This is a genomic window from Pseudomonas sp. GW821-FHT04C07, from assembly GCF_059420325.1.
The window spans coordinates 151,591-172,370 of record NZ_JBWKTM010000004.1; the positions used below are offsets into that span (position 1 = coordinate 151,591).

15 protein-coding genes are annotated in these 20,780 nt (G+C 58.4%); 5 read left to right on the plus strand and 10 right to left on the minus strand.

Features of this window, described 5'->3' with window-relative positions; translation table 11 throughout:
* Positions 1 to 27 precede the first annotated feature (27 nt).
* Positions 28 to 1,491, minus strand: coding sequence for a glyceraldehyde-3-phosphate dehydrogenase (locus tag AC07UI_RS09785; RefSeq protein WP_494992296.1), 1,464 nt, complete (start codon positions 1,489 to 1,491; stop codon positions 28 to 30).
* A gap of 169 nt (positions 1,492 to 1,660) precedes the next feature.
* Here AC07UI_RS09785 and mfd point away from each other — a divergent pair, with 169 nt between their 5' ends.
* Genes mfd through AC07UI_RS09800 form a run of 3 tightly spaced genes read left to right on the plus strand, consistent with a single transcriptional unit; the run spans position 1,661 to position 8,386 of the window.
* Entirely contained in the window at positions 1,661 to 5,110 is a 3,450-nt protein-coding gene (mfd, locus tag AC07UI_RS09790) for a transcription-repair coupling factor (RefSeq protein WP_494992297.1), read from the plus strand.
* Between the two features lie 10 nt (positions 5,111 to 5,120).
* Positions 5,121 to 5,687, plus strand: a complete 567-nt coding sequence (locus tag AC07UI_RS09795) for a CsiV family protein (RefSeq protein ID WP_494992298.1) — start codon at positions 5,121 to 5,123, stop codon at positions 5,685 to 5,687.
* Between the two features lie 11 nt (positions 5,688 to 5,698).
* Entirely contained in the window at positions 5,699 to 8,386 is a 2,688-nt protein-coding gene (locus tag AC07UI_RS09800) for a DEAD/DEAH box helicase (protein WP_494992299.1), read from the plus strand.
* 107 nt (positions 8,387 to 8,493) lie between these two features.
* On the opposite strand, the gene AC07UI_RS09805 is transcribed toward AC07UI_RS09800, so the two are convergent.
* From AC07UI_RS09805 to AC07UI_RS09815, 3 genes are all read right to left on the minus strand, one after another.
* Positions 8,494 to 9,231, minus strand: a complete 738-nt coding sequence (locus AC07UI_RS09805; protein WP_494992300.1) for an S-methyl-5'-thioinosine phosphorylase — start codon at positions 9,229 to 9,231, stop codon at positions 8,494 to 8,496.
* 11 nt (positions 9,232 to 9,242) lie between these two features.
* Positions 9,243 to 10,241 carry a beta-N-acetylhexosaminidase gene (nagZ, locus tag AC07UI_RS09810; protein ID WP_494992475.1) on the minus strand — a complete coding sequence of 333 codons (999 nt, stop codon included), beginning with the start codon at positions 10,239 to 10,241 and terminating at the stop codon, positions 9,243 to 9,245.
* A gap of 208 nt (positions 10,242 to 10,449) precedes the next feature.
* On the minus strand, positions 10,450 to 11,157 hold the full coding sequence (locus AC07UI_RS09815; RefSeq protein ID WP_494992301.1) for a TetR/AcrR family transcriptional regulator: 708 nt from the start codon (positions 11,155 to 11,157) through the stop codon (positions 10,450 to 10,452).
* A 252-nt stretch (positions 11,158 to 11,409) separates the two neighbouring features.
* Here AC07UI_RS09815 and lexA point away from each other — a divergent pair, with 252 nt between their 5' ends.
* Together lexA and sulA are read left to right on the plus strand one after the other, a co-directional pair.
* Positions 11,410 to 12,021, plus strand: a complete 612-nt coding sequence (gene lexA, locus AC07UI_RS09820) for a transcriptional repressor LexA (RefSeq protein WP_494992302.1) — start codon at positions 11,410 to 11,412, stop codon at positions 12,019 to 12,021.
* A 10-nt stretch (positions 12,022 to 12,031) separates the two neighbouring features.
* On the plus strand, positions 12,032 to 12,505 hold the full coding sequence (gene sulA, locus AC07UI_RS09825; RefSeq protein ID WP_494992303.1) for an SOS-induced cell division inhibitor SulA: 474 nt from the start codon (positions 12,032 to 12,034) through the stop codon (positions 12,503 to 12,505).
* A gap of 100 nt (positions 12,506 to 12,605) precedes the next feature.
* Here sulA and AC07UI_RS09830 read toward each other — a convergent pair whose 3' ends face one another.
* The 6 genes from AC07UI_RS09830 to fadB all read right to left on the minus strand — a co-directional run bounded on the left by AC07UI_RS09830 (position 12,606) and on the right by fadB (position 20,129).
* Positions 12,606 to 12,839 carry a hypothetical protein gene (locus AC07UI_RS09830; protein WP_494992304.1) on the minus strand — a complete coding sequence of 78 codons (234 nt, stop codon included), beginning with the start codon at positions 12,837 to 12,839 and terminating at the stop codon, positions 12,606 to 12,608.
* A 211-nt stretch (positions 12,840 to 13,050) separates the two neighbouring features.
* Positions 13,051 to 13,572 (minus strand): DUF6586 family protein, encoded by a 522-nt coding sequence (locus tag AC07UI_RS09835; protein ID WP_494992305.1) that lies wholly within the window; start codon positions 13,570 to 13,572, stop codon positions 13,051 to 13,053.
* 140 nt (positions 13,573 to 13,712) lie between these two features.
* Entirely contained in the window at positions 13,713 to 16,340 is a 2,628-nt protein-coding gene (topA, locus tag AC07UI_RS09840; protein WP_494992306.1) for a type I DNA topoisomerase, read from the minus strand.
* A 114-nt stretch (positions 16,341 to 16,454) separates the two neighbouring features.
* Positions 16,455 to 16,691, minus strand: a complete 237-nt coding sequence (locus AC07UI_RS09845) for a DUF1653 domain-containing protein (RefSeq protein WP_494992307.1) — start codon at positions 16,689 to 16,691, stop codon at positions 16,455 to 16,457.
* Between the two features lie 85 nt (positions 16,692 to 16,776).
* Positions 16,777 to 17,952 (minus strand): acetyl-CoA C-acyltransferase FadA, encoded by a 1,176-nt coding sequence (fadA, locus tag AC07UI_RS09850; RefSeq protein ID WP_494992308.1) that lies wholly within the window; start codon positions 17,950 to 17,952, stop codon positions 16,777 to 16,779.
* Between the two features lie 29 nt (positions 17,953 to 17,981).
* On the minus strand, positions 17,982 to 20,129 hold the full coding sequence (fadB, locus tag AC07UI_RS09855) for a fatty acid oxidation complex subunit alpha FadB (RefSeq protein WP_494992309.1): 2,148 nt from the start codon (positions 20,127 to 20,129) through the stop codon (positions 17,982 to 17,984).
* Between the last annotated feature and the right edge of the window lie 651 nt (positions 20,130 to 20,780).

Here is a 20,780-nt window from a genome sequence, read left to right on the forward strand (position 1 = left end):
TCGGGGCGTTTTTGTTTGTGCAATCGCTTAGCGCGGGAACGCTGGCGGGTTTACACCGGCCATGTCTTCCATCACGCGGACTACCTGGCAGCTGTAACCGAATTCGTTGTCGTACCAAACGTACAGAACAACGCGGTTATCGTTGCAGATGGTCGCTTCAGCATCCACCACGCCGGCGTGACGCGAGCCAACGAAGTCGGTGGAAACCACTTCCTGCGAGTTGACGTAGTCGATTTGCTTATGCAGATCGGAGTGCAGCGCCATGTAGCGCAGGTACTCGTTCATCTCTTCGCGGGTGCTGGCTTTCTCAAGGTTGAGGTTGAGAATGGCCATCGACACGTTTGGCGTCGGAACGCGGATCGCGTTACCGGTCAACTTGCCAGCCAGCTCAGGCAGTGCCTTGGCAGCGGCGGTGGCAGCACCGGTCTCGGTGATTACCATGTTCAACGCGGCGCTACGACCACGGCGATCGCCTTTGTGGAAGTTGTCGATCAGGTTCTGGTCGTTGGTGTACGAGTGAACCGTTTCAACGTGACCGTTGACGATGCCGAACTTGTCGTTGACGGCCTTGAGCACCGGCACAATGGCGTTGGTGGTGCAGGAAGCGGCGGAAACGATCTTGTCGTCAGCAGTGATTTCGGCATGGTTGATACCGTGCACGATGTTCTTCAGCTTGCCTTTGCCTGGCGCGGTCAGAACAACGCGGTCGATACCCGGGCAGGACAGGTGCTGACCCAGACCCTCGGCGTCACGCCATACGCCGGTGTTGTCCACCAGCAGTGCGTTGTTGATGCCGTACTGAGTGTAATCCACTTCAGTAGGGTTCTTCGCGTAGATCACCTGGATCAGATTGCCGTTGGCGGTGATGGTGTTGTTGGCTTCATCAATAGTGATGGTGCCATCGAACGGACCATGAACCGAGTCACGACGCAGCAGGCTGGCACGCTTGACCAGATCGTTCTCGGCGCCCTTGCGGACAACGATGGCGCGCAGACGCAGGCCGTCGCCACCACCGGTTTTTTCGATCAGGATGCGCGCCAGCAGACGGCCGATACGACCGAAGCCGTACAGTACAACGTCAGTGCCTTTACGCCCGGAACCATTTTGCTTGCCAACCACATCGGCCAATTCGTCACGGACGAACTGCTCGGCAGTACGGCCATTGCCTTCGGTCTTGAACTTGACGGCCAGCTTGCCCAGGTCTACCGAAGCGGCGCCGAGCTTGAGCTCGCTCATCGCTTTGAGCAGCGGGAAAGTTTCGTGGACGGACAATTCGCTGTCGTCGGACTGGCGATGGCGAGCAAAGCGGTGAGCTTTGAGAATCGCGATGACTGAACGATTGATCAGGCTGCGGCCATAGATCGAACTCACCACGTTGTTATTGCGGTAAAGCTGACCGATAAGCGGAATCATCGCCTCAGCGAGCGCTTCACGATCGATCCATTCACCAAGACACTGGTCGGGCTTCTGAGTCACGGGAACCTTCCACATGTAGGGGCAGAAAAAAGGGGCTACATTATGCCGCCGACTCACCGCCGGATCAATGCGCGCCTGTCGCGACGTGGTTTTCGCCCTTCGTTTGGCAGTCTGCAACTGACAGCTGGCACCTTCGCCCGCTACAATTGTCGACTTTGTCGCAACGCTTGGAGCTGAACCTTCCGTGCCCGTTCTGCGTCTACCGCTACTCCCTGCCGCCGCAGGTAAACAGCACTGGGGCAACCTGCCCGGTGCCGCCCTGAGCCTGGCCATTGCCGAGGCTGCCAGCGCTGCCAAGCGCTTCACCCTGTTACTGACCGCCGACAGCCAAAGTGCCGAACGGCTGGAACAGGAGCTGAGTTTCTTCGCGCCTGATTTGCCGGTCCTGCATTTCCCGGACTGGGAAACCCTGCCATACGACCTGTTTTCGCCGCATCAGGACATCATTTCCCAGCGCATCGCCAGCCTGTATCGGTTGCCGGAGCTCAGTCATGGCGTTTTGGTAGTGCCGATCACTACGGCCCTACATCGCCTGGCGCCGACCAAATTCCTGCTCGGCAGCAGCCTGGTACTGGATATCGGCCAGAAGCTCGATGTCGAGCAGATGCGTACACGACTGGAAGCCAGTGGCTACCGCTGCGTCGATACCGTGTACGAGCACGGCGAGTTCGCGGTCCGCGGAGCACTGATCGACTTGTTCCCGATGGGCAGCAAACTGCCCTACCGCATCGACTTGTTCGATGACGAAATCGAGACCCTGCGCACCTTTGACCCGGAAAACCAGCGTTCCATCGACAAGGTCGAATCAGTGCGGCTGCTGCCGGCGCGGGAGTTTCCGCTGCAAAAGGATGCGGTCACGCGCTTCAAGGCGCGCTTCCGGGAGCGTTTCGATGTCGACTTCCGTCGCTGCCCGATCTTTCAGGACCTGAGTAGCGGCATTACTCCGGCCGGTATCGAGTACTACCTGCCGCTGTTCTTCGACGAAACCTCGACCCTGTTCGACTATTTGCCCCAGGACACCCAGGTGTTTTCCCTGCCGGGCATCGAACAGGCCGCCGAGAATTTCTGGAACGATGTGCGCAACCGCTACGAAGAGCGTCGCGTCGATCCGTCGCGCCCATTGCTGCCACCGGCCGAGCTGTTCCTGCCGGTGGAAGACTGCTTTGCGCGCCTGAAAAACTGGCCGCGCGTCGTCGCCAGCCAGCAGGACATAGAAACCGGAGTCGGCCGCGAACGCTTCCCGACCCAGCCATTGCCCAATCTTGCTATCGAAGCCAAGGCCAATCAGCCATTGGCAGCGCTGGCCGGCTTCCTTGATGAGTTTCCCGGCCGCGTGCTGTTTACCGCCGAATCCGCCGGTCGCCGCGAAGTGTTGCTGGAGCTGCTTGAACGGCTGAAGCTGCGCCCGAAAACCGTCGACAACTGGCCGGACTTTGTCGCCAGTAAACATCGCTTGGCAATCACTATCGCACCGCTGGACGAAGGCTTGGTGCTGGATGATCCTTCACTGGCGCTGATTGCCGAAAGCCCGCTGTTCGGTCAGCGCGTGATGCAGCGTCGCCGCCGGGAAAAGCGCGCCGACGGCAACAACGACGCGGTCATCAAGAACCTCACCGAGCTGCGTGACGGTGCGCCGGTCGTGCATATCGATCACGGCGTCGGCCGCTACCTGGGCCTTGCGACGCTGGAAATCGATAATCAGGTCGCCGAATTCCTCACCCTCGCCTACGCCGAAGGTGCCAAGCTCTACGTGCCGGTAGCCAACCTGCATTTGATCGCCCGCTACACCGGCAGCGACGATGCCCTGGCCCCGTTGCACCGCTTGGGCTCGGAAACCTGGCAGAAAGCCAAACGCAAAGCCGCCGAGCAAGTACGCGACGTGGCTGCCGAACTGCTCGACATCTATGCCCGTCGCGCGGCGCGCGAGGGTTACGCCTTCGCCGACCCGAAAGCCGATTACGTCACCTTCAGTGCCGGTTTCCCGTTCGAAGAAACCCTGGACCAGCAAACCACCATCGACGCGGTGCGCGCCGATATGCTCGCCCCCAAACCCATGGATCGCCTGGTCTGCGGCGACGTGGGCTTCGGCAAGACTGAAGTGGCGATGCGCGCGGCGTTCATCGCCGTGCACGGCGGTCGTCAGGTAGCGATCCTGGTGCCGACCACCCTGCTCGCCCAACAGCACTACAACAGCTTCCGCGACCGCTTCGCCGACTGGCCGGTGAGCGTGGAAGTGATGAGCCGGTTCAAGTCGACCAAGGAAGTGAACGCCGCGGTCGCCGATCTCGCCGAAGGCAAGATCGACATCGTCATCGGCACGCACAAGCTGCTGCAAGACGACGTGAAGATCAAAAACCTCGGGCTGGTGATCATCGACGAAGAGCACCGTTTTGGTGTCCGTCAGAAGGAACAGCTCAAGGCCCTGCGCAGTGAGGTCGACATCCTGACCCTGACCGCCACGCCGATTCCGCGAACGCTGAACATGGCCGTGTCGGGCATGCGCGATCTGTCGATCATCGCCACCCCGCCGGCCCGTCGCCTGTCGGTACGCACCTTCGTCATGGAGCAGAACAAGAGCACAGTCAAGGAAGCCCTGCTCCGCGAGCTGCTGCGTGGCGGCCAGGTCTATTACCTGCACAACGACGTGAAGACTATCGAGAAATGCGCCGCCGACCTCGCCGAGCTGGTGCCGGAGGCAAGGATCGGCATCGGCCACGGGCAGATGCGTGAACGCGAACTCGAACAAGTGATGAGCGACTTCTATCACAAGCGCTTCAACGTCCTGATCGCCTCGACCATCATCGAGACCGGTATCGACGTTCCAAGCGCCAACACCATCATCATCGAGCGCGCCGACAAATTCGGTCTGGCTCAATTGCATCAGCTGCGCGGCCGGGTCGGTCGCAGTCACCACCAGGCCTACGCCTACTTGCTGACACCACCACGCCAGCAAATCACTCCGGACGCGGAAAAGCGCCTGGAAGCCATCGCCAACACCCAGGATCTCGGCGCAGGCTTCGTGCTTGCCACCAATGACCTGGAAATTCGCGGTGCCGGCGAATTGCTCGGCGACGGTCAGAGCGGCCAGATTCAAGCGGTCGGCTTTACGCTGTATATGGAAATGCTCGAGCGTGCGGTCAAAGCCATTCGCAAGGGTGAACAGCCAAACCTCGATCAACCGCTAGGCGGCGGCCCGGAAATCAACCTGCGCTTGCCTGCGTTGATTCCCGAAGACTATCTGCCCGACGTCCACGCGCGGCTGATTCTCTACAAGCGCATCGCCTCAGCCACCGACGAAGAAGGCCTGAAAGATCTGCAAGTGGAAATGATCGACCGCTTCGGCCTGCTCCCGGAGCCGACCAAGAATCTGGTGCGCCTGACCCTGCTCAAACTGCAGGCCGAACAGCTTGGCATCAAAAAGGTCGACGGCGGCCCGCAAGGCGGTCGTATCGAGTTCGCGGCGCAAACTCCGGTCGACCCACTGGTGCTGATCAAGCTGATCCAGGGCCAACCCAACCGCTACAAATTCGAAGGCGCCACGCTGTTCAAATTCATGGTGCCGATGGAAACTGCGCAAGAGCGTTTCAATACATTGGAGGCGCTGTTCGAGCGCCTCATTCCGAAAACTGCTTGAAGGACGCCGAATGCGCCTGTTTCGCTCACTGACCTTGCTTCTGGCACTGGTCGCACCCATGGCGTTTGCCGACAACCTGTATCTGGTTGAAATGATTCTGATCCGCCAGAACGCAGTGCCGGCGATCGCCAGCCGAGCCGCACCGGAAGACTGGGCAGCTGGTGCCCAGCGCATCGCACCGCAAGACGAACGCTCGCCAAGTCTCAACAGCGAAGCCTCCAAGCTCGCGGCGAACAGCGATTACACGGTGCTTCTGCATAAAACCTGGCAACAAAAACTGGACGATGAGCCAAGCAAAATCGCGGTCAGCGCTGGCAAGGAGCAATACGGCCAATTCCCGATCGAGGGCACGCTTAACCTGAAACTGGGACGTTTCACTGACGTCGACGCGGAGTTCTGGATCAATCAGATCAACAGCAACGGCCTGGTGACCGCCAGCGAGCAACTGAAGCAGAACAGCCACACCAAAAATGGCCAACTCAACTTTCTCGACAACGGGCATCTGGGCCTGCTGATCAAGATCACTTCGCTTTCGGCGCCGGCCAAGCCACCAATCCCTCTTGAAATTCCGGACTGACTGAAGTCCCTATGTCCCCGACCCTGACCAAACCTCTGGCACCTTCCTGGGTCAGTCGATTCAAAGAACAAAGCCTGGAGCGTGGACGCCGCTACGCCCTGGAAAAGCGCGCCAGAATCATCCAGGCCGGCGACAGTACGATCACCGCCAGCTGCGAAGGCTCAGGTGGCAACGTTTACCGTCAGACCATTCGCTTGCGCGAGTCAGCCAAAGGCACCTTGCTGATGGTCGATGCCACCTGCACCTGCCCGGTCCGCAGCAACTGCAAGCACTGCGCGGCGGTGTTGCTGCAAGTGCAGGAAACCCTCGCTTACCCGGCCGCCGCACAAGATGCCGAACTGCTGGAAAAGCTTCAGGCCGTTCTGGAAAACCGTAGCCCGGCCGCCTTGCCACAACTGTTAGTGGATAACGTGCAACCGGTTCCGCGTCTGTGGCTTGCGAGCATTGAGTTCAGCGCCTTCGAGCCGCGCAACGGCAAAATGCAGCGCTACATCCAGCATCGCGCCGCCCTCTCTTTCAACTATCTGGATGAATACGTCAGTGGCCAGAAGAATGCTGACATCCTGATTCGCCAGGAGCAGCAAACACTGCGGATCAAACGCCATCCCGAAGTCGAAAACGCCTATCGCGAACAGCTTCGAATCCTGGGTTTCAAGATCGCTACCCGACAAAGCAAGGCACTCCCGGAAAGCGCCGGCGAACTGTTTGAGATGGTCAACGACAGCGCCTGGCTGACCCTCACCCTCAATGAGCTGCCAAAGCTGCGCAGCCAAGGCTGGGAGCTGCAGATCGATGAGGACTTCGGCTTTGATCTGACGGCCGTCGATGACTGGTATGCCACAGTTGAAGAAGCACCTGAGCGGGACTGGTTCGACCTTGAGCTGGGAATTATCGTCAATGGCGAGCGGCTGAGCCTGCTGCCAATCCTGCTCAATCTGATGCGCTCGCACACCGAATTGCTCAACCCGGAACGGCTTGCCAAACGCCGCGACGACGAGCTGATTCTGGTGAACATCCCCAAACGCCCCAACTCCGAGCACGGCCCATTACAGGTGGCCCTGCCGTTCGGCCGTTTGAAGCCGGTGCTGGCGACCCTTGGCGAGTTTTATCTGCAAGAGCCCGGCACAACCACCCTGCGCTTGAGCAGCGCCGATGCAACGCGCCTGAACCCACTGGAGGAATTGCCGCTGCTCTGGGAAGGTGGCGACCACATCCGCACCTTCGCCCAGCGTCTGCGGGACATCAAAGACTACACAACGACTGCACCCGACGGACTGAACGCCACACTACGGCATTATCAGCTGGAAGGTTTGAGCTGGATGCAGTCGCTGCGGCAACTGGAAGTCGGCGGGATCCTCGCGGACGACATGGGGCTGGGCAAGACCCTGCAAACCCTGGCCCATGTGCTGAGCGAGAAGAACGCGGGACGCCTGGACCGGCCATGCATGGTGGTGATGCCTACCAGCCTGATCCCCAACTGGCTTGATGAGGCGGCGCACTTCACCCCGCAACTCAAAATTCTGGCGCTGTACGGTGCCGGGCGCAAAAAGCACTTCGACGAGTTGACGGATTACGACCTGATCCTGACCACTTATGCGCTGCTGCCCAAAGATGTCGAGCGTCTCGCCGCCCTGCCGCTGCACGTTCTGATCCTTGATGAAGCACAATACATCAAGAACCCCAACAGCAAGGCTGCCCATGCCGCGCGCGAGCTCAATGCCCGGCAACGCCTGTGCTTGAGCGGTACGCCACTGGAAAATCATTTAGGCGAACTGTGGTCGCTGTTTCACTTCCTGTTGCCCGGTTGGCTCGGTGACGTGAAGACCTTCAATCGCGATTACCGCGTGCCGATCGAAAAACGCGCCAGTGAAGTACGGCTGCAGCATCTCAATGGCCGGATCAAACCCTTTCTGTTGCGCCGGACCAAAGAACAGGTCGCCACCGAACTGCCGCCGAAAACCGAGATCATCCACTGGGTCGAGCTCAACGAAGCGCAGCGTGACGTCTATGAAACCATGCGCCTGGCCATGGATAAAAAAGTCCGCGACGAGATCACCCGCAAAGGCGTTGCCCGCAGCCAGATCATCATCCTCGAGGCGCTGCTCAAACTGCGTCAGGTCTGCTGTGATTTGCGACTGGTCAATGAGGCGCCACCAGCGCGCGGCAGCTCGTCCGGCAAACTCGACAGCTTGATGGAAATGCTCGAGGAGCTTTTCGAAGAGGGTCGACGCATTCTACTGTTCTCGCAATTCACCTCGATGCTGTCCCTGATCGAAGAGGAACTGAAACGCCGCGGCGTCGCCTATGCACTGTTGACCGGACAAACCCGGGATCGACGCACGCCGGTGAAGGCATTTCAGAGTGGCAAGCTGCAAATCTTCCTGATCAGCCTGAAGGCCGGTGGTGTGGGCTTGAACCTGACCGAGGCCGACACCGTCATCCACTACGATCCGTGGTGGAACCCGGCCACCGAAAACCAGGCCACCGACCGCGCCTATCGCATCGGTCAGGAGAAGCCGGTATTCGTCTACAAGATGATTGCTCGCGGAACCGTCGAAGAGAAGATTCAGCATCTACAAAAGGAAAAATCCGACCTGGCGGCGGGAGTGCTGGATGGACGCGTGGCCGGGGACTGGAAGCTGCAGAGTGAGGATATCGAGGCGTTGTTTGCGCCGCTGCCGCATAAGTCAAAAGGATAGCGGCGCCGGTTATACCGCCATCCTGCAGGAGCACGGCTTGCCGGCGATGGCGTCCTTGAGATCGTCATCGTCGGAACGCGGCCCGGAGCAAGCTCTGCTCCTACAACTCAGCCCGCCAATACCCGCGCCAGGGTCGATTTGACCTTGCCCATACCATCATGCAACGCCTGCTCGATCTCGGCCATGGTGATCACCGCGGTGGACTTGCCCGCCGCCGGGTTCACCACCAGTGCCAGACACGCGTAAGCCAGATCCAGCTCACGAGCCAGTGCAGCTTCCGGCATGCCGGTCATGCCAACGATATCGCAACCATCGCGCTCCAGTCGGGCGATCTCGGCTACGGTTTCCAGACGCGGCCCCTGGGTGCAGGCATACACGCCATGACTGCTGTAGGCACAACCCTCAGCCGCCAGCGCGGCGATCAGCTTCTCTCGCAGTGGTTCGCTGTAGGGATAGCTGAAGTCGATGTGAGTAACCTGCTCAAGATCATCGGCAAAGTAGGTGTGTTCACGACCGCTGGTGTAATCAATGAGCTGGTGGGGCACACAAAAATGCCCTGTGCCCATTGCCGCATGAATTCCGCCCACTGCGTTGACCGCCAGAATCGCCTCGGCACCCGCCTGTTTCAAGGCCCAGATATTGGCCCGGTAATTCACCTGATGCGGTGGAAAACGGTGAGGATGGCCGTGACGCGCCAGAAACAGCACTTCACGCCCGGCGTATTCGCCAAACTGGATGTCCGCCGAAGGCGTCCCGTACGGCGTATCCAGCGGCAACGATTGGCGAATGCTCAAGCCTTCGAGCTGAGTGAGACCAGTGCCACCAATAATCGCGTAAACCGTCATTGCAAAAATCCTTAATCAATCAGTTGGGCATCTTTGAGCGCGCCAAGGGCCGCCAGCCAGCGCGGATCCTGGCGGTATTCGCTAGTCGCGAACGCTTTGCCGCGCATTCGCGCGATACGCGCAGACGGCGTGACCTTCAATCGCTGGGCGGCGCTCAAGGCCAGCTCGGCAGCCGCACGATCGTTACACACCAGCCCCATATCGCAACCGGCCGACAGCGCTGCCTCGATTCGACTCGCCGCATCGCCAACTACGTGAGCACCGGCCATGGACAGGTCATCGCTGAAGATGACGCCATCAAATTGCAATTCACCGCGCAGGATGTCCTGCAACCAACGGCGAGAGAAACCAGCAGGTTGAGAATCGACTTGAGGGTAGATAACGTGGGCCGGCATCACCGCCGCCAACTGTTTGCTCAAACGGGCAAACGGCACCAGGTCATTGGCGCGAATGTCTTCCAGACTGCGCTCGTCGGTCGGTATGGCCACATGGGAGTCAGCCTCCGCCCAGCCGTGACCGGGAAAGTGCTTGCCGGTGGCAGCCATACCGGCGCTGTTCATTCCGCGAATAAAAGCTCCCGCCAGTAAAGCCGCGCGCTCTGGATCCCCTTCAAATGAACGACTGCCCACGACAGCGCTGCGCTGATAGTCCAGGTCCAGTACCGGGGCGAAACTCAAGTCGAGGCCGACCGCCAGCACTTCAGTCGCCATGATCCAGCCACACTGCTCGGCCAGATACTCGGCATTGGGGTTATCGGCAATCGCCCGCATCGCCGGCAAACGCACAAAGCCCTGGCGTAGACGTTGTACCCGACCGCCTTCCTGGTCTACCGCCAACAGCAGGTCCGCACGCACGGCGCGGATCGATGCACTCAGCTCACGCACCTGGCGCGGATGCTCGATATTGCGCGCAAAAATGATCAAGCCACCCACTTCTGGTTGGCGCAACAATTGGCGATCTTCAGCCGTCAGCCAGGTACCGGCGACGTCCACCATCAAGGAGCCTTGCAGGCCAGATGTCATAGAAATTCCTTAATAACGGGATGCGCGCACGGCACATCAACGATGAGCCCGGCCCGATGCAGACGCACGACCGGATCGCCACAGGCAAAGCCCGGCAATAGAGGGCCGGCGCAGAGGATATGGAGCGGATCTAAAACTGGAGTCGGCATAGGCGGCTAGCTTAGCGGATGTAAGCAGTCGCGCCCACCCGTGTGGGCTAAACCTTGGCGACCGCTGGGGTCGATTTACTGCGCGGTCTTAGCTGTGCGGTGGCCATGCCATCATCGGTGACGCCGGTTTCAGCGCGCATACCGGCCGCCAGAAACGGCACCATCAAACGCATTACCTGCTCAATCGAGGTATTGACCCCAAAATCGGTCTCGGCAATTGCCCGAAGGGCCTTGATACCCGACATGCTGAACGCCGCTGCACCCAGCATGAAATGCACGCGCCAGAACAGTTCGATAGGTGGAATACGCGGCGCAGCCTCGTTGACCAGCATCATGTAGCGGCGGAACACCTTACCGTACATGTCTTCCAGATAGCGACGCAAGTGCCCCTGGCTCTGACTGAAAGCCAGCCCCAGCAAACGCATGAAAATAGAGAGGTCGTTGCCACTGCGTGGCTGAACCACCAGAGCTTGCTCGACGAGGATTTCCAGCAGTTCTTCCAGGCTCGGCTTGTTGTCCGGCTTGGCCTGACGCCGCTCGAGCTCGCGATCGAGACTGACGCAGAAGGGACCGAGGAAACGCGAAAAAACCGCCTGAATCAGCGCTTTTTTTGAACCGAAATGATAGTTCACCGCCGCCAGGTTAACCCCGGCCTTGCTGGTGATCAGCCGTAATGAGGTTTCGGCAAACCCTTTTTCCGCGAACAACTGCTCGGCAGCATCGAGAATACGTTCAACGGTTTCGGACTGGGCCATGGCTACTCCGCCTGACAAACACTTGTTTGAAACATACGTTTCAGACTTTACCTTGTCAAGCCTGCCTGTCCGTTTTCCGGCCGGTCAGTCACCTATTAAATCACACAAGTCTGACTGTGTAGTCAGTCCTGTAACTCATGGCACGATCAGCTGCAATTCGACCGCCCGGCGGACTGGATAAAAAGGAGGATTGCCAAGAACGATCCACTGTATATAATCCCAGTCACTGTATAAAAAGACAGAGCGATCGAAATGCTAAAACTGACGCCACGCCAAGCTGAGATTCTGGCTTTTATCAAACGCTGCCTCGAAGACAACGGCTACCCGCCGACTCGCGCGGAAATCGCTCAGGAGCTGGGTTTCAAGTCACCCAACGCCGCTGAAGAACACCTCAAGGCACTGGCCCGCAAGGGTGCAATCGAGATGACGCCAGGCGCTTCCCGCGGAATTCGCATCCCAGGCTTCGAAGCCAAGGCAGGCGATGACTCTACCCTGCCGATCATCGGCCGGGTTGCCGCCGGCGCACCGATTCTCGCACAGCAGCACATCGAAGAGTCCTGCAACATCAACCCTGCCTTCTTCCATCCTCGTGCCGACTACCTGCTACGCGTACACGGCATGAGCATGAAAGACGTCGGCATTTTCGACGGTGATCTGCTCGCTGTACATACCACTCGCGAAGCGCGCAATGGCCAGATCGTGGTTGCCCGGATCGGCGATGAAGTCACCGTGAAACGCTTCAAGCGTGAAGGCAGCAAAGTCTGGCTGATTGCCGAAAACCCCGAGTTCGCCCCTATCGAAGTGAACCTGAAAGATCAGGACCTGGTGATCGAAGGCTTGAGTGTCGGCGTCATTCGCCGCTAAAGGAGGCTTTATGCAGTTCCCACACACACCACAGCAAGCACAACTGTCACTGTTCGAGGCGTTTATGGCGCAGCCACTCGCCCCGATCCTCAAAGACGTGGTCGAGTCGCCCTGGAGCGCCGAGCCCGAAGCTTTCAGTGAACTGTCGTTACGCGGTGCAGCCGGGAACTGCCTGAACCTGCTGGCCCCTATTCTCAGAGAGTTGAGCCAGGACCAGGACGCTCGCTGGCTGACACTGATTGCCCCGCCAGCGAGCCTGACCCAGGCCTGGCTACGGGACGCAGGATTGAACCGCGAGCGGATTTTGCTTCTGCAACCACGAGGCACACAAAGCGCTCAGCAACTGACTTGCGAGGCGTTGCGCCTGGGCCGCAGCCACACCGTTGTCAGCTGGCTCAATCCACTGGCGCCCAGCGCACGGCAACAGCTGATCAGCGCTGCCCGCACAGGGGACGCGCAAAGCCTGAATATTCGTCTGGGTTGATCAACAGGACTGTAACGAAACTTGAATACCATGGGGCTTCTCAAGAATAGAGAAGCCGATTTGAAGCAACGAATTGCACCAAAAAAACCGACAAACGGACTCAGTGAAGAACCCGTGGCCCGTCTTCTCTCTCAAATTCGCCTTCAACCAGACGTCCAGCCATCTGCACACCAACGCTCAACATGGCCTTGGCCACTTCAACGTGCTGACCTTGCAGAAACGCTTTGGCATCTTCGGAAAAGTTCAAAGTAACCAGAGAACCCTCGTCCTCAGCCCTGCGCAGCTCGATACGGCCGTCAGGCAACTCAACAATTTCTAGAAAGGACGTTGGCATAAAGGTCTGTTCTCCACGAAAGGCCGGCATTGTAGCAGCTGGCGAAGCCTGCGTCCTTGTAGCAGCTGGCGAAGCCTGCGTTCGGCTGCGAAGCAGTCGTAAAATCAGACTCTGCGGTATTCCAGACAAACCGTGGAGGCAGGATTTACGACTGCTTCGTCCGAACGCGGCCCGAACCGAACGCAGCCTTCGGCAGCTGCTACAGGTCACCTCAACACTCGTTAAGCCCATCCCGAAACCGAATCGCCAGCTCTTTCAGGTTCTGACGCCAGCTTTCCAATTCTTCCCGACTCAACTCTGACTCCACTTCCTCATCGAGGTTGACCGCAACGATCAACGGCTGCGTCACATCACCCTTGGGTTTGTGCGGCGCTCGTGGCGGCTGAAACAGCGCAGCATGCGCCGCCAGCAGCTTCGCCAGCCAGGTTTCAGGGTTTTGCGCCAATTCCACCAATTCAGCCAGCTCGGGAATGGCAATGGTTTCGAGTACTTCGCGAGTCAGTAGCATTTCCGCCCGTGGCGCATTGGCCTGAGGCAGGCGGTAAAAGCCCGCAATCTCATGACACAAACCAAGCAACGCACCGTACAGGTGAAACAACACTGACTCGCGCCCCGCCTGAACCAGCGCCTGGGAGTTAATCGCCCGCCCCTCTTCGGCTCTGGCCAGCGCTTCCAATGAAAGACCGGCGAAATAAATTTTCTGATTGGTACGGGTATAGAGTTCGTGGGCCATGACGGCAGCCTCCACAACGAAATAATTGCTTCACGCAGGTCAGACAGTGTCATGGATCACCTCCGCTTCCCGCAAGCACAAAACAAAAGGCCGCATGAAAACCCGAGGGTTGTCATGCGGCCTTTTGTGTACAGCGCCTTTTAAGCCTTGGCTGATGGACGCTTGTCTTCAACCGTCCACTTGCCGCCGTCGTAATATGCCTTCCAGCCAGTCGGTTTACCGTCAACCTCAGTCTGCACGTACTGCTCTTTGGTCTTGCGGCTGTAACGGATCACGGCAGGCAGGCCGTCCGGATCCTTCTTCGGCGCTTCGCAGAGGAAGTGGTACTTCGGATCGATCTCATCCTTGTGCGGCACAATCTCGATCACCAGCGGAGCACGGGTCTCGCGGTTTTTCGGGAACTGGCTCGCCGCCAGGAACAGACCGGAAGCACCGTCACGCAGAATGTAAGTGTCGTTGACCTTCTCGCACTTGAGTTCCGGCATTTTCACCGGATCCATCTTCGGCGGCGCCGCGTCGCCGCTTTTCAGCAGTTTACGAGTGTTCTTGCAGGTCGCGTTGGTACAACCGAAGAACTTGCCGAAACGGCCAGTCTTGAGCTGCATCTCGCTGCCACACTTGTCGCACTCCAGGCTCGGGCCTTCGTAGCCCTTGATGCGATAATTACCCTCTTCGATCTCGAAGCCTACGCAATCCGGATTGTTTCCGCAGATGTGCAGTTTGCGCTTCTCGTCCAGCAGGTAGGCATCCATCGCCGTGCTGCAGATCGGGCAACGGTGCTTGCCGCGCAGTACCAGAGACTCCGACTCGCCCTCGTCATCGGCGGCGATTTCATCGCCCGGAACGAGGTTGACGGTAGCCTTGCAACGCTCCTTCGGCGGCAGACTGTAGCCCGAGCAACCGAGGAAAACGCCAGTCGAGGCGGTGCGGATCTGCATCGCACGACCGCACTGGACGCACGGGATGTCGGTCATGACCGGTTCGTTGGCACGCATGCCGCTTTCCGCGCCTTCAGCCACTTCGAGTTTCTTCTTGAAGTCGCCGTAGAACTCGTCGAGCACGTTTTTCCAGTCGCGCTCGCCTTGGGCGACGTCATCGAGATTCTCTTCCATACCGGCGGTGAAACCGTAATCCATCAGGTTGGAGAAGCTCTCGGACAGTCGCTCGGTAACGATGTCACCCATCTTTTCGGAGTAGAAACGACGGTTATGCAGTGCAACGTAGCCACGGTCCTGGATCGTCGAAATGATCGCCGCGTAGGTCGAAGGACGACCGATACCGCGCTTTTCCATTTCCTTGACCAGGCTCGCTTCGGAATAACGCGCAGGCGGCTTGGTGAAGTGCTGGCTCGGGTCGAGCTTGATCAGCTTCATGACATCGCCCTGGGCCATGTCTGGCAGCACATCGTCGTCGCCCGGCTTGGTCATTTGCGGCATGACGCGGGTGTAGCCGTCGAATTTTAGGATACGACCCTTGGCCCGCAGCTCGAAGGTGCCGGCAGTGACACTGACGGTGGTCGACAGGTATTGCGCCGGCAGCATCTGGCAAGCGACGAACTGGCGCCAGATCAGCTCGTAGAGGCGCTCAGCGTCACGTTCCATGCCCACCAGCTTGCTTGGATGGGTATTCACGTCGGAAGGACGAATTGCTTCGTGGGCCTCTTGCGCGCCTTCCTTGCTGCCGTAGACGTTCGGTGCGGCCGGCAGGTATTTGCTGCCGAACTCGCCTTCAATGTAAGTACGCGCCATTTCCACGGCATCGACCGAGAGATTGGTCGAGTCGGTACGCATATAAGTGATGTAACCCGCTTCGTACAGACGCTGAGCCATCATCATGGTTTTCTTCACACCAAAGCCCAAGCGGTTGCTACCGGCCTGTTGCAGGGTGGAAGTAATGAACGGTGCCGACGGCTTGCTGCTGGTCGGCTTGTCTTCACGCCTGGCAATGGTGTAACTGGAAGCCTTGAGCTTTTCCAGTGCGGCCATGGCGTGGGTTTCGTTGAGCGGCTTGAAGGCTTCGCCGTTTTCACGGGCCACTTCAAAACGCACGTTGGCGCCCTTGGTGGTACCGAGGTCCGCATGGACTTCCCAATACTCTTCCGGGTTGAACGCACGAATTTCGCGCTCACGCTCAACGACCAGCTTCACCGCAACCGATTGCACACGACCTGCGGACAAACCACGGGCGATCTTCTGCCACAGCAGCGGCGAGACCATGTAGCCCACCACGCGGTCGAGGAAACGACGCGCCTGCTGGGCGTTGACCCGATCGATGTCCAGCTCGCCTGGCTGGGAGAAGGCCTCCTGAATCGCCTTCTTGGTGATTTCGTTGAACACCACGCGCTTATAGCGACTGTCATCACCACCGATGGCTTCGCGCAGGTGCCAGGCAATGGCTTCCCCCTCGCGATCCAAGTCGGTTGCGAGATAGATGGTGTCAGCATCTTTGGCGAGCCGGCGCAGCTCTTCGATGACTTTTTCCTTGCCGGGAAGGATCTCGTACTTGGCTTTCCAGCCATGATCCGGATCGACACCCATGCGCGAGACCAGTTGCTTGCGCGCCTTCTCTTTCGGAGAGAGCGCGGGCGCTTCACCTGCGGCGGCCTTGCCACGCTTGGCAGCAGGCTCTTTGCTGGCGCTAGCCGAACCGCTGGTGGGCAGGTCTCGGATATGGCCGATACTCGACTTCACCACGTATTGGTTGCCCAGATACTTGTTGATGGTCTTGGCCTTAGCCGGGGATTCCACAATGACCAGCGATTTGCCCATGGATCAGAAAATTCCTGAATTCTAGAAGTGAAAGGCGGTTGGCGCCTGACGCGGCACCGCTATATATAGTGGCAACAAGGTGAGGTCAAGCGCAGGGTTCTGCGCGACCTGCGCTTATGGCCTGGAAAAAAGGCTTGGTTCGGCCTGAACCAAAGCAAAGCGTGGCACCTGTTCGCCGTCAACTTCGACCGACTCCAGGAACATGCTCAAGGGACGCACCCAAAAGCCGTAATCGCCATACAGAGCTTGGTAGAACACCACTTCTTCTTCGGTTTCGGAATGCCGCGCGACTGCGAAAACACGGTATTGCGGCCCCTTGTAATGCTCATAGAGCCCGGGTAGTAAATTCATGTTCTGGCCCTCCTGCACATAAAAAATAAATCTTCAGAAAAACAAAAACCGGGGCACAAGGCCCCGGCTTCCATCGACGAAACGCTTAAACGCGTTCGAAGACGGTGGCAATGCCCTGGCCGAGACCAATGCACATGGTGGACACACCGAAGGTGCCGCCATTTTGCTTCATCACATTGAGCAAGGTGCCGGAGATACGCGCACCGGAGCAACCGAATGGATGGCCCAAAGCAATCGCGCCGCCGTGCAGGTTAACCTTCTCGTTCATCTTGTCGAGCACTTTCAAATCTTTCAGCACCGGCAGCGCCTGTGCAGCGAACGCTTCGTTGAGTTCGAAGAAGTCGATATCAGCAATACCCAAACCTGCGCGCTTCAGTGCTTTCTGTGTTGCCGGTACTGGACCATAGCCCATGATCGCCGGGTCCACACCTGCCACTGCCATCGAGCGAATGACCGCCATTGGCTGGATACCCAGGTCCTGAGCACGCTGCGCCGACATCACGATCATGCACGAAGCACCATCAGTGATCTGCGAGGAAGTACCCGCCGTCACGGTACCACCCTTGGGGTTGAACGCTGGCTTCAATGCCGCCAGGCTTTCCAGGGTAGTTTCCGGACGGATGGTTTCGTCGTAGTCGAACAGTTTCAGGAAACCGTTCTCGTCGTAACCCTGCATCGGGATGATTTCGTCTTTGAACTTGCCTTCGACGGTCGCTTTATGGGCGAGCTGGTGGGAACGCACGCCAAAGGCATCCTGCTGCTCACGGGTGATGCCGTGCATCTTGCCGAGCATTTCTGCGGTCAGGCCCATCATGCCCGAGGCTTTTGCCGCGTACAGAGACATGTGCGGGTTCGGATCGACACCGTGCATCATGCTCACATGGCCCATATGCTCGACGCCGCCAACGACGAACACGTCACCATTGCCGGTCATGATCGCTTGCGCAGCGGTGTGCAACGCACTCATCGACGAGCCACACAGGCGGCTGACCGTCTGGCCGGCAGCGGTGTGAGGGATCTGAGTCATCAGGGACGCCATACGGGCGATGTTCCAGCCCTGCTCCAGGGTCTGGTTGACGCAGCCCCAGATCACGTCTTCGACTTCAGCCGGATCAACCTTGACGTTACGTTCCAGCAGCTTGCTGATCAGGTGCGCCGACATGTCTTCGGCACGGGTGTTGCGGTGCATGCCGCCCTTGGAGCGGCCCATCGGGGTGCGACCGAAGTCGACAATCACGACGTCTCTAGGATTCAAGCTCATATAGTTCACTCTCGCTCTAGTGTGGGCGCTTAACCGAAGAAGCGCTGGCCGTTTTGGGCCATTTCACGCAGCTTCGCGGTCGGGTGGTACAGGGCGCCCAGATCAGCGTACTGGTCAGCCAGGGCAACGAACTCTGCAACACCGATGGAATCGATGTAACGCAGCGCGCCGCCACGGAATGGAGGGAAACCAATACCGTAGACCAGACCCATGTCGGCTTCGGCAGCGGTTTCAACGATGCCGTCTTCCAGGCAACGCACGGTTTCCAGGCAAAGCGGGATCATCATCCAGTTGATGATGTCTTCGTCGGTCACTTCACGCTGCTCGAAGACGATCGGCTTGAGCACTTCCAGCACCGACGGGTCGGCGACCTTCTTCTGCTTGCCGCTCTTGTCGGCCTCATAGGCGTAGAAGCCCTTGCCGTTCTTCTGGCCCAGGCGCTTGGCTTCGTAGAGCACGTCGACGGCCGAGCGGCGGTCGTCCTTCATGCGGTCCGGGAAGCCTTCAGCCATCACGTCACGACCGTGGTGACCGGTGTCGATACCGACAACGTCCATCAGGTACGCAGGACCCATCGGCCAGCCGAATTTTTCCATGATCTTGTCGATACGGACGAAGTCCACACCGGCGCTGACCAGCTTGGCGAAACCGCCGAAATACGGGAACAGGACACGGTTGACCAGAAAGCCCGGGCAGTCATTGACGACGATCGGGTTCTTGCCCATTTTCTTGGCGTAGGCAACGGTGGTGGCAACCGCCAGTTCGCTGGACTTCTCACCACGGATCACTTCCACCAACGGCATCATGTGCACCGGGTTGAAGAAGTGCATGCCGACGAAGTTTTCCGGACGCTTGAGGGCCTTGGCCAACAGGCTGATGGAAATAGTCGAAGTGTTCGACGCGAGGATGGTGTCCTCTTTGACCTTGTCTTCGACTTCAGCCAGAACAGCTTGCTTGACCTTGGGGTTCTCGACGACCGCTTCGACCACCAGGTCGACGTGACCGAAATCACCGTAAGACAGCGTAGGACGAATGCCGTTGAGCACTTCAGCCATTTTCGCTGCGGTCATGCGACCTTTATCAACGCGGCTCACCAGCAGCTTGGCGGCTTCCGCCAGGCCCTGCTCGATACCGTGCTCGTTGATGTCCTTCATCAGGATCGGCGTGCCTTTGGAAGCCGACTGGTACGCGATACCGCCGCCCATGATGCCGGCGCCGAGTACGGCAGCCTGCTTCACGTCTTTGGCGACTTCGTCGTAGGCCTTGGCCTTTTTCTTCAGCTCCTGATCGTTCAGGAACAGACCGATCAAGCTTTGCGCAGCAGAGGTCTTGGCCAGTTTCACGAAGCCGGCGGCTTCGATTTCCAGTGCCTTGTCGCGACCGAAGTTCGCGGCTTTCTGGATGGTCTTGATCGCTTCGACCGGCGCCGGGTAGTTCGGGCCCGCCTGACCGGCTACGAAACCTTTGGCGGTTTCGAAAGACATCATTTGTTCGATTGCGTTGAGCTTGAGCTTTTCAAGCTTCGGCTGTCGCTTGGCCTTGTGATCGAACTCGCCGGAAATGGCGCGCTTGATCAGTTCCAGTGCGGCTTCCTGCAGCTTCTCTGGAGCAACCACAGCATCGACGGCGCCGACTTTCAGCGCGTCGTCGGCACGATTTTCCTTACCGGCGGCAATCCATTCGATGGCGTTGTCGGCACCGATGATTCGTGGCAGACGTACAGTACCGCCGAAGCCTGGGTAGATGCCCAGCTTGACTTCCGGCAGGCCGATTTTGGCAGTAGTGGCCATGACGCGGTAATCCGCTGCCAGGCACATTTCCAGACCGCCGCCCAAAGCGATGCCGTTGATCGCGGCGATGGTCGGAACATTCAGGTCTTCGAAATCGCTGAAAATCTTATTCGCTTCGAGGTTGCCTGCAACAAGCTCTGCATCAGGCAGCTTGAAGTTGTCGACGAATTCGGTGATGTCGGCACCGACGATGAACACGTCCTTGCCACTGCTGACGATCACACCCTTGATCGAAGCATCTGCCTTGATAGTGTCTACGGCCTGACGCAATTCGTTCAGGGTTAGACGATTGAACTTGTTGACGGACTCACCCTTGAGGTCGAATTTCAATTCGACGATGCCACTTTCAAGAGCCTTAACCGTGATGGCTTTACCTTCGTAAATCATCAACTGATCTCCACGATATGGAAGCTGAACAGTACACGTCGGACGCTAACTTCTGGCTCGGCATTGACGTTACCGTCGATGCTACGCCAATCCGCCAGGCACACCCGCCAACGCGATAGTCGGGATTCTGTAGGAGCCGTCTGTAATACAAACGCTCATTTCATACGCCCGTTTGATTTGGGTACGCCACCTTCACGGAATTTCAGGCAATTGTCAATCGCCCAAAATGCTGGTTGAAACTCGACTTTGCAGTCATGCCAGCGCTGCAGAGATCATCAACATGCCAATCCATGTTTGATCATTCATAGAGTCAATATTTAGAAAAGTCGCCCTAACCCGCATCGCTCTTCGTTTATCGAGCTAAGCTGGCAAGCACCACAAAGAAAAACATGAACGCTTTGAGCGAATGCCAAGCGTAAGATCAGTGCCACGGAACCTGTGCCGTTGCGATTTAGCGAATTACCGGCCTGCCTGGCCAACTCCAGCCCGATGATGATGTCGGGCTTTTTATTGCCTGCCAATCAAGCGAAGCACCTGTAGCAGCTGCCGCCAGGCTGCGTCCGAGCGCGAAGCGGTCGTAGAATGCTTAACCGCGATCCAATAGAAAGATTCGGGATACCGGTTTTACGACCGCTTCGCGGCCGGACGCAG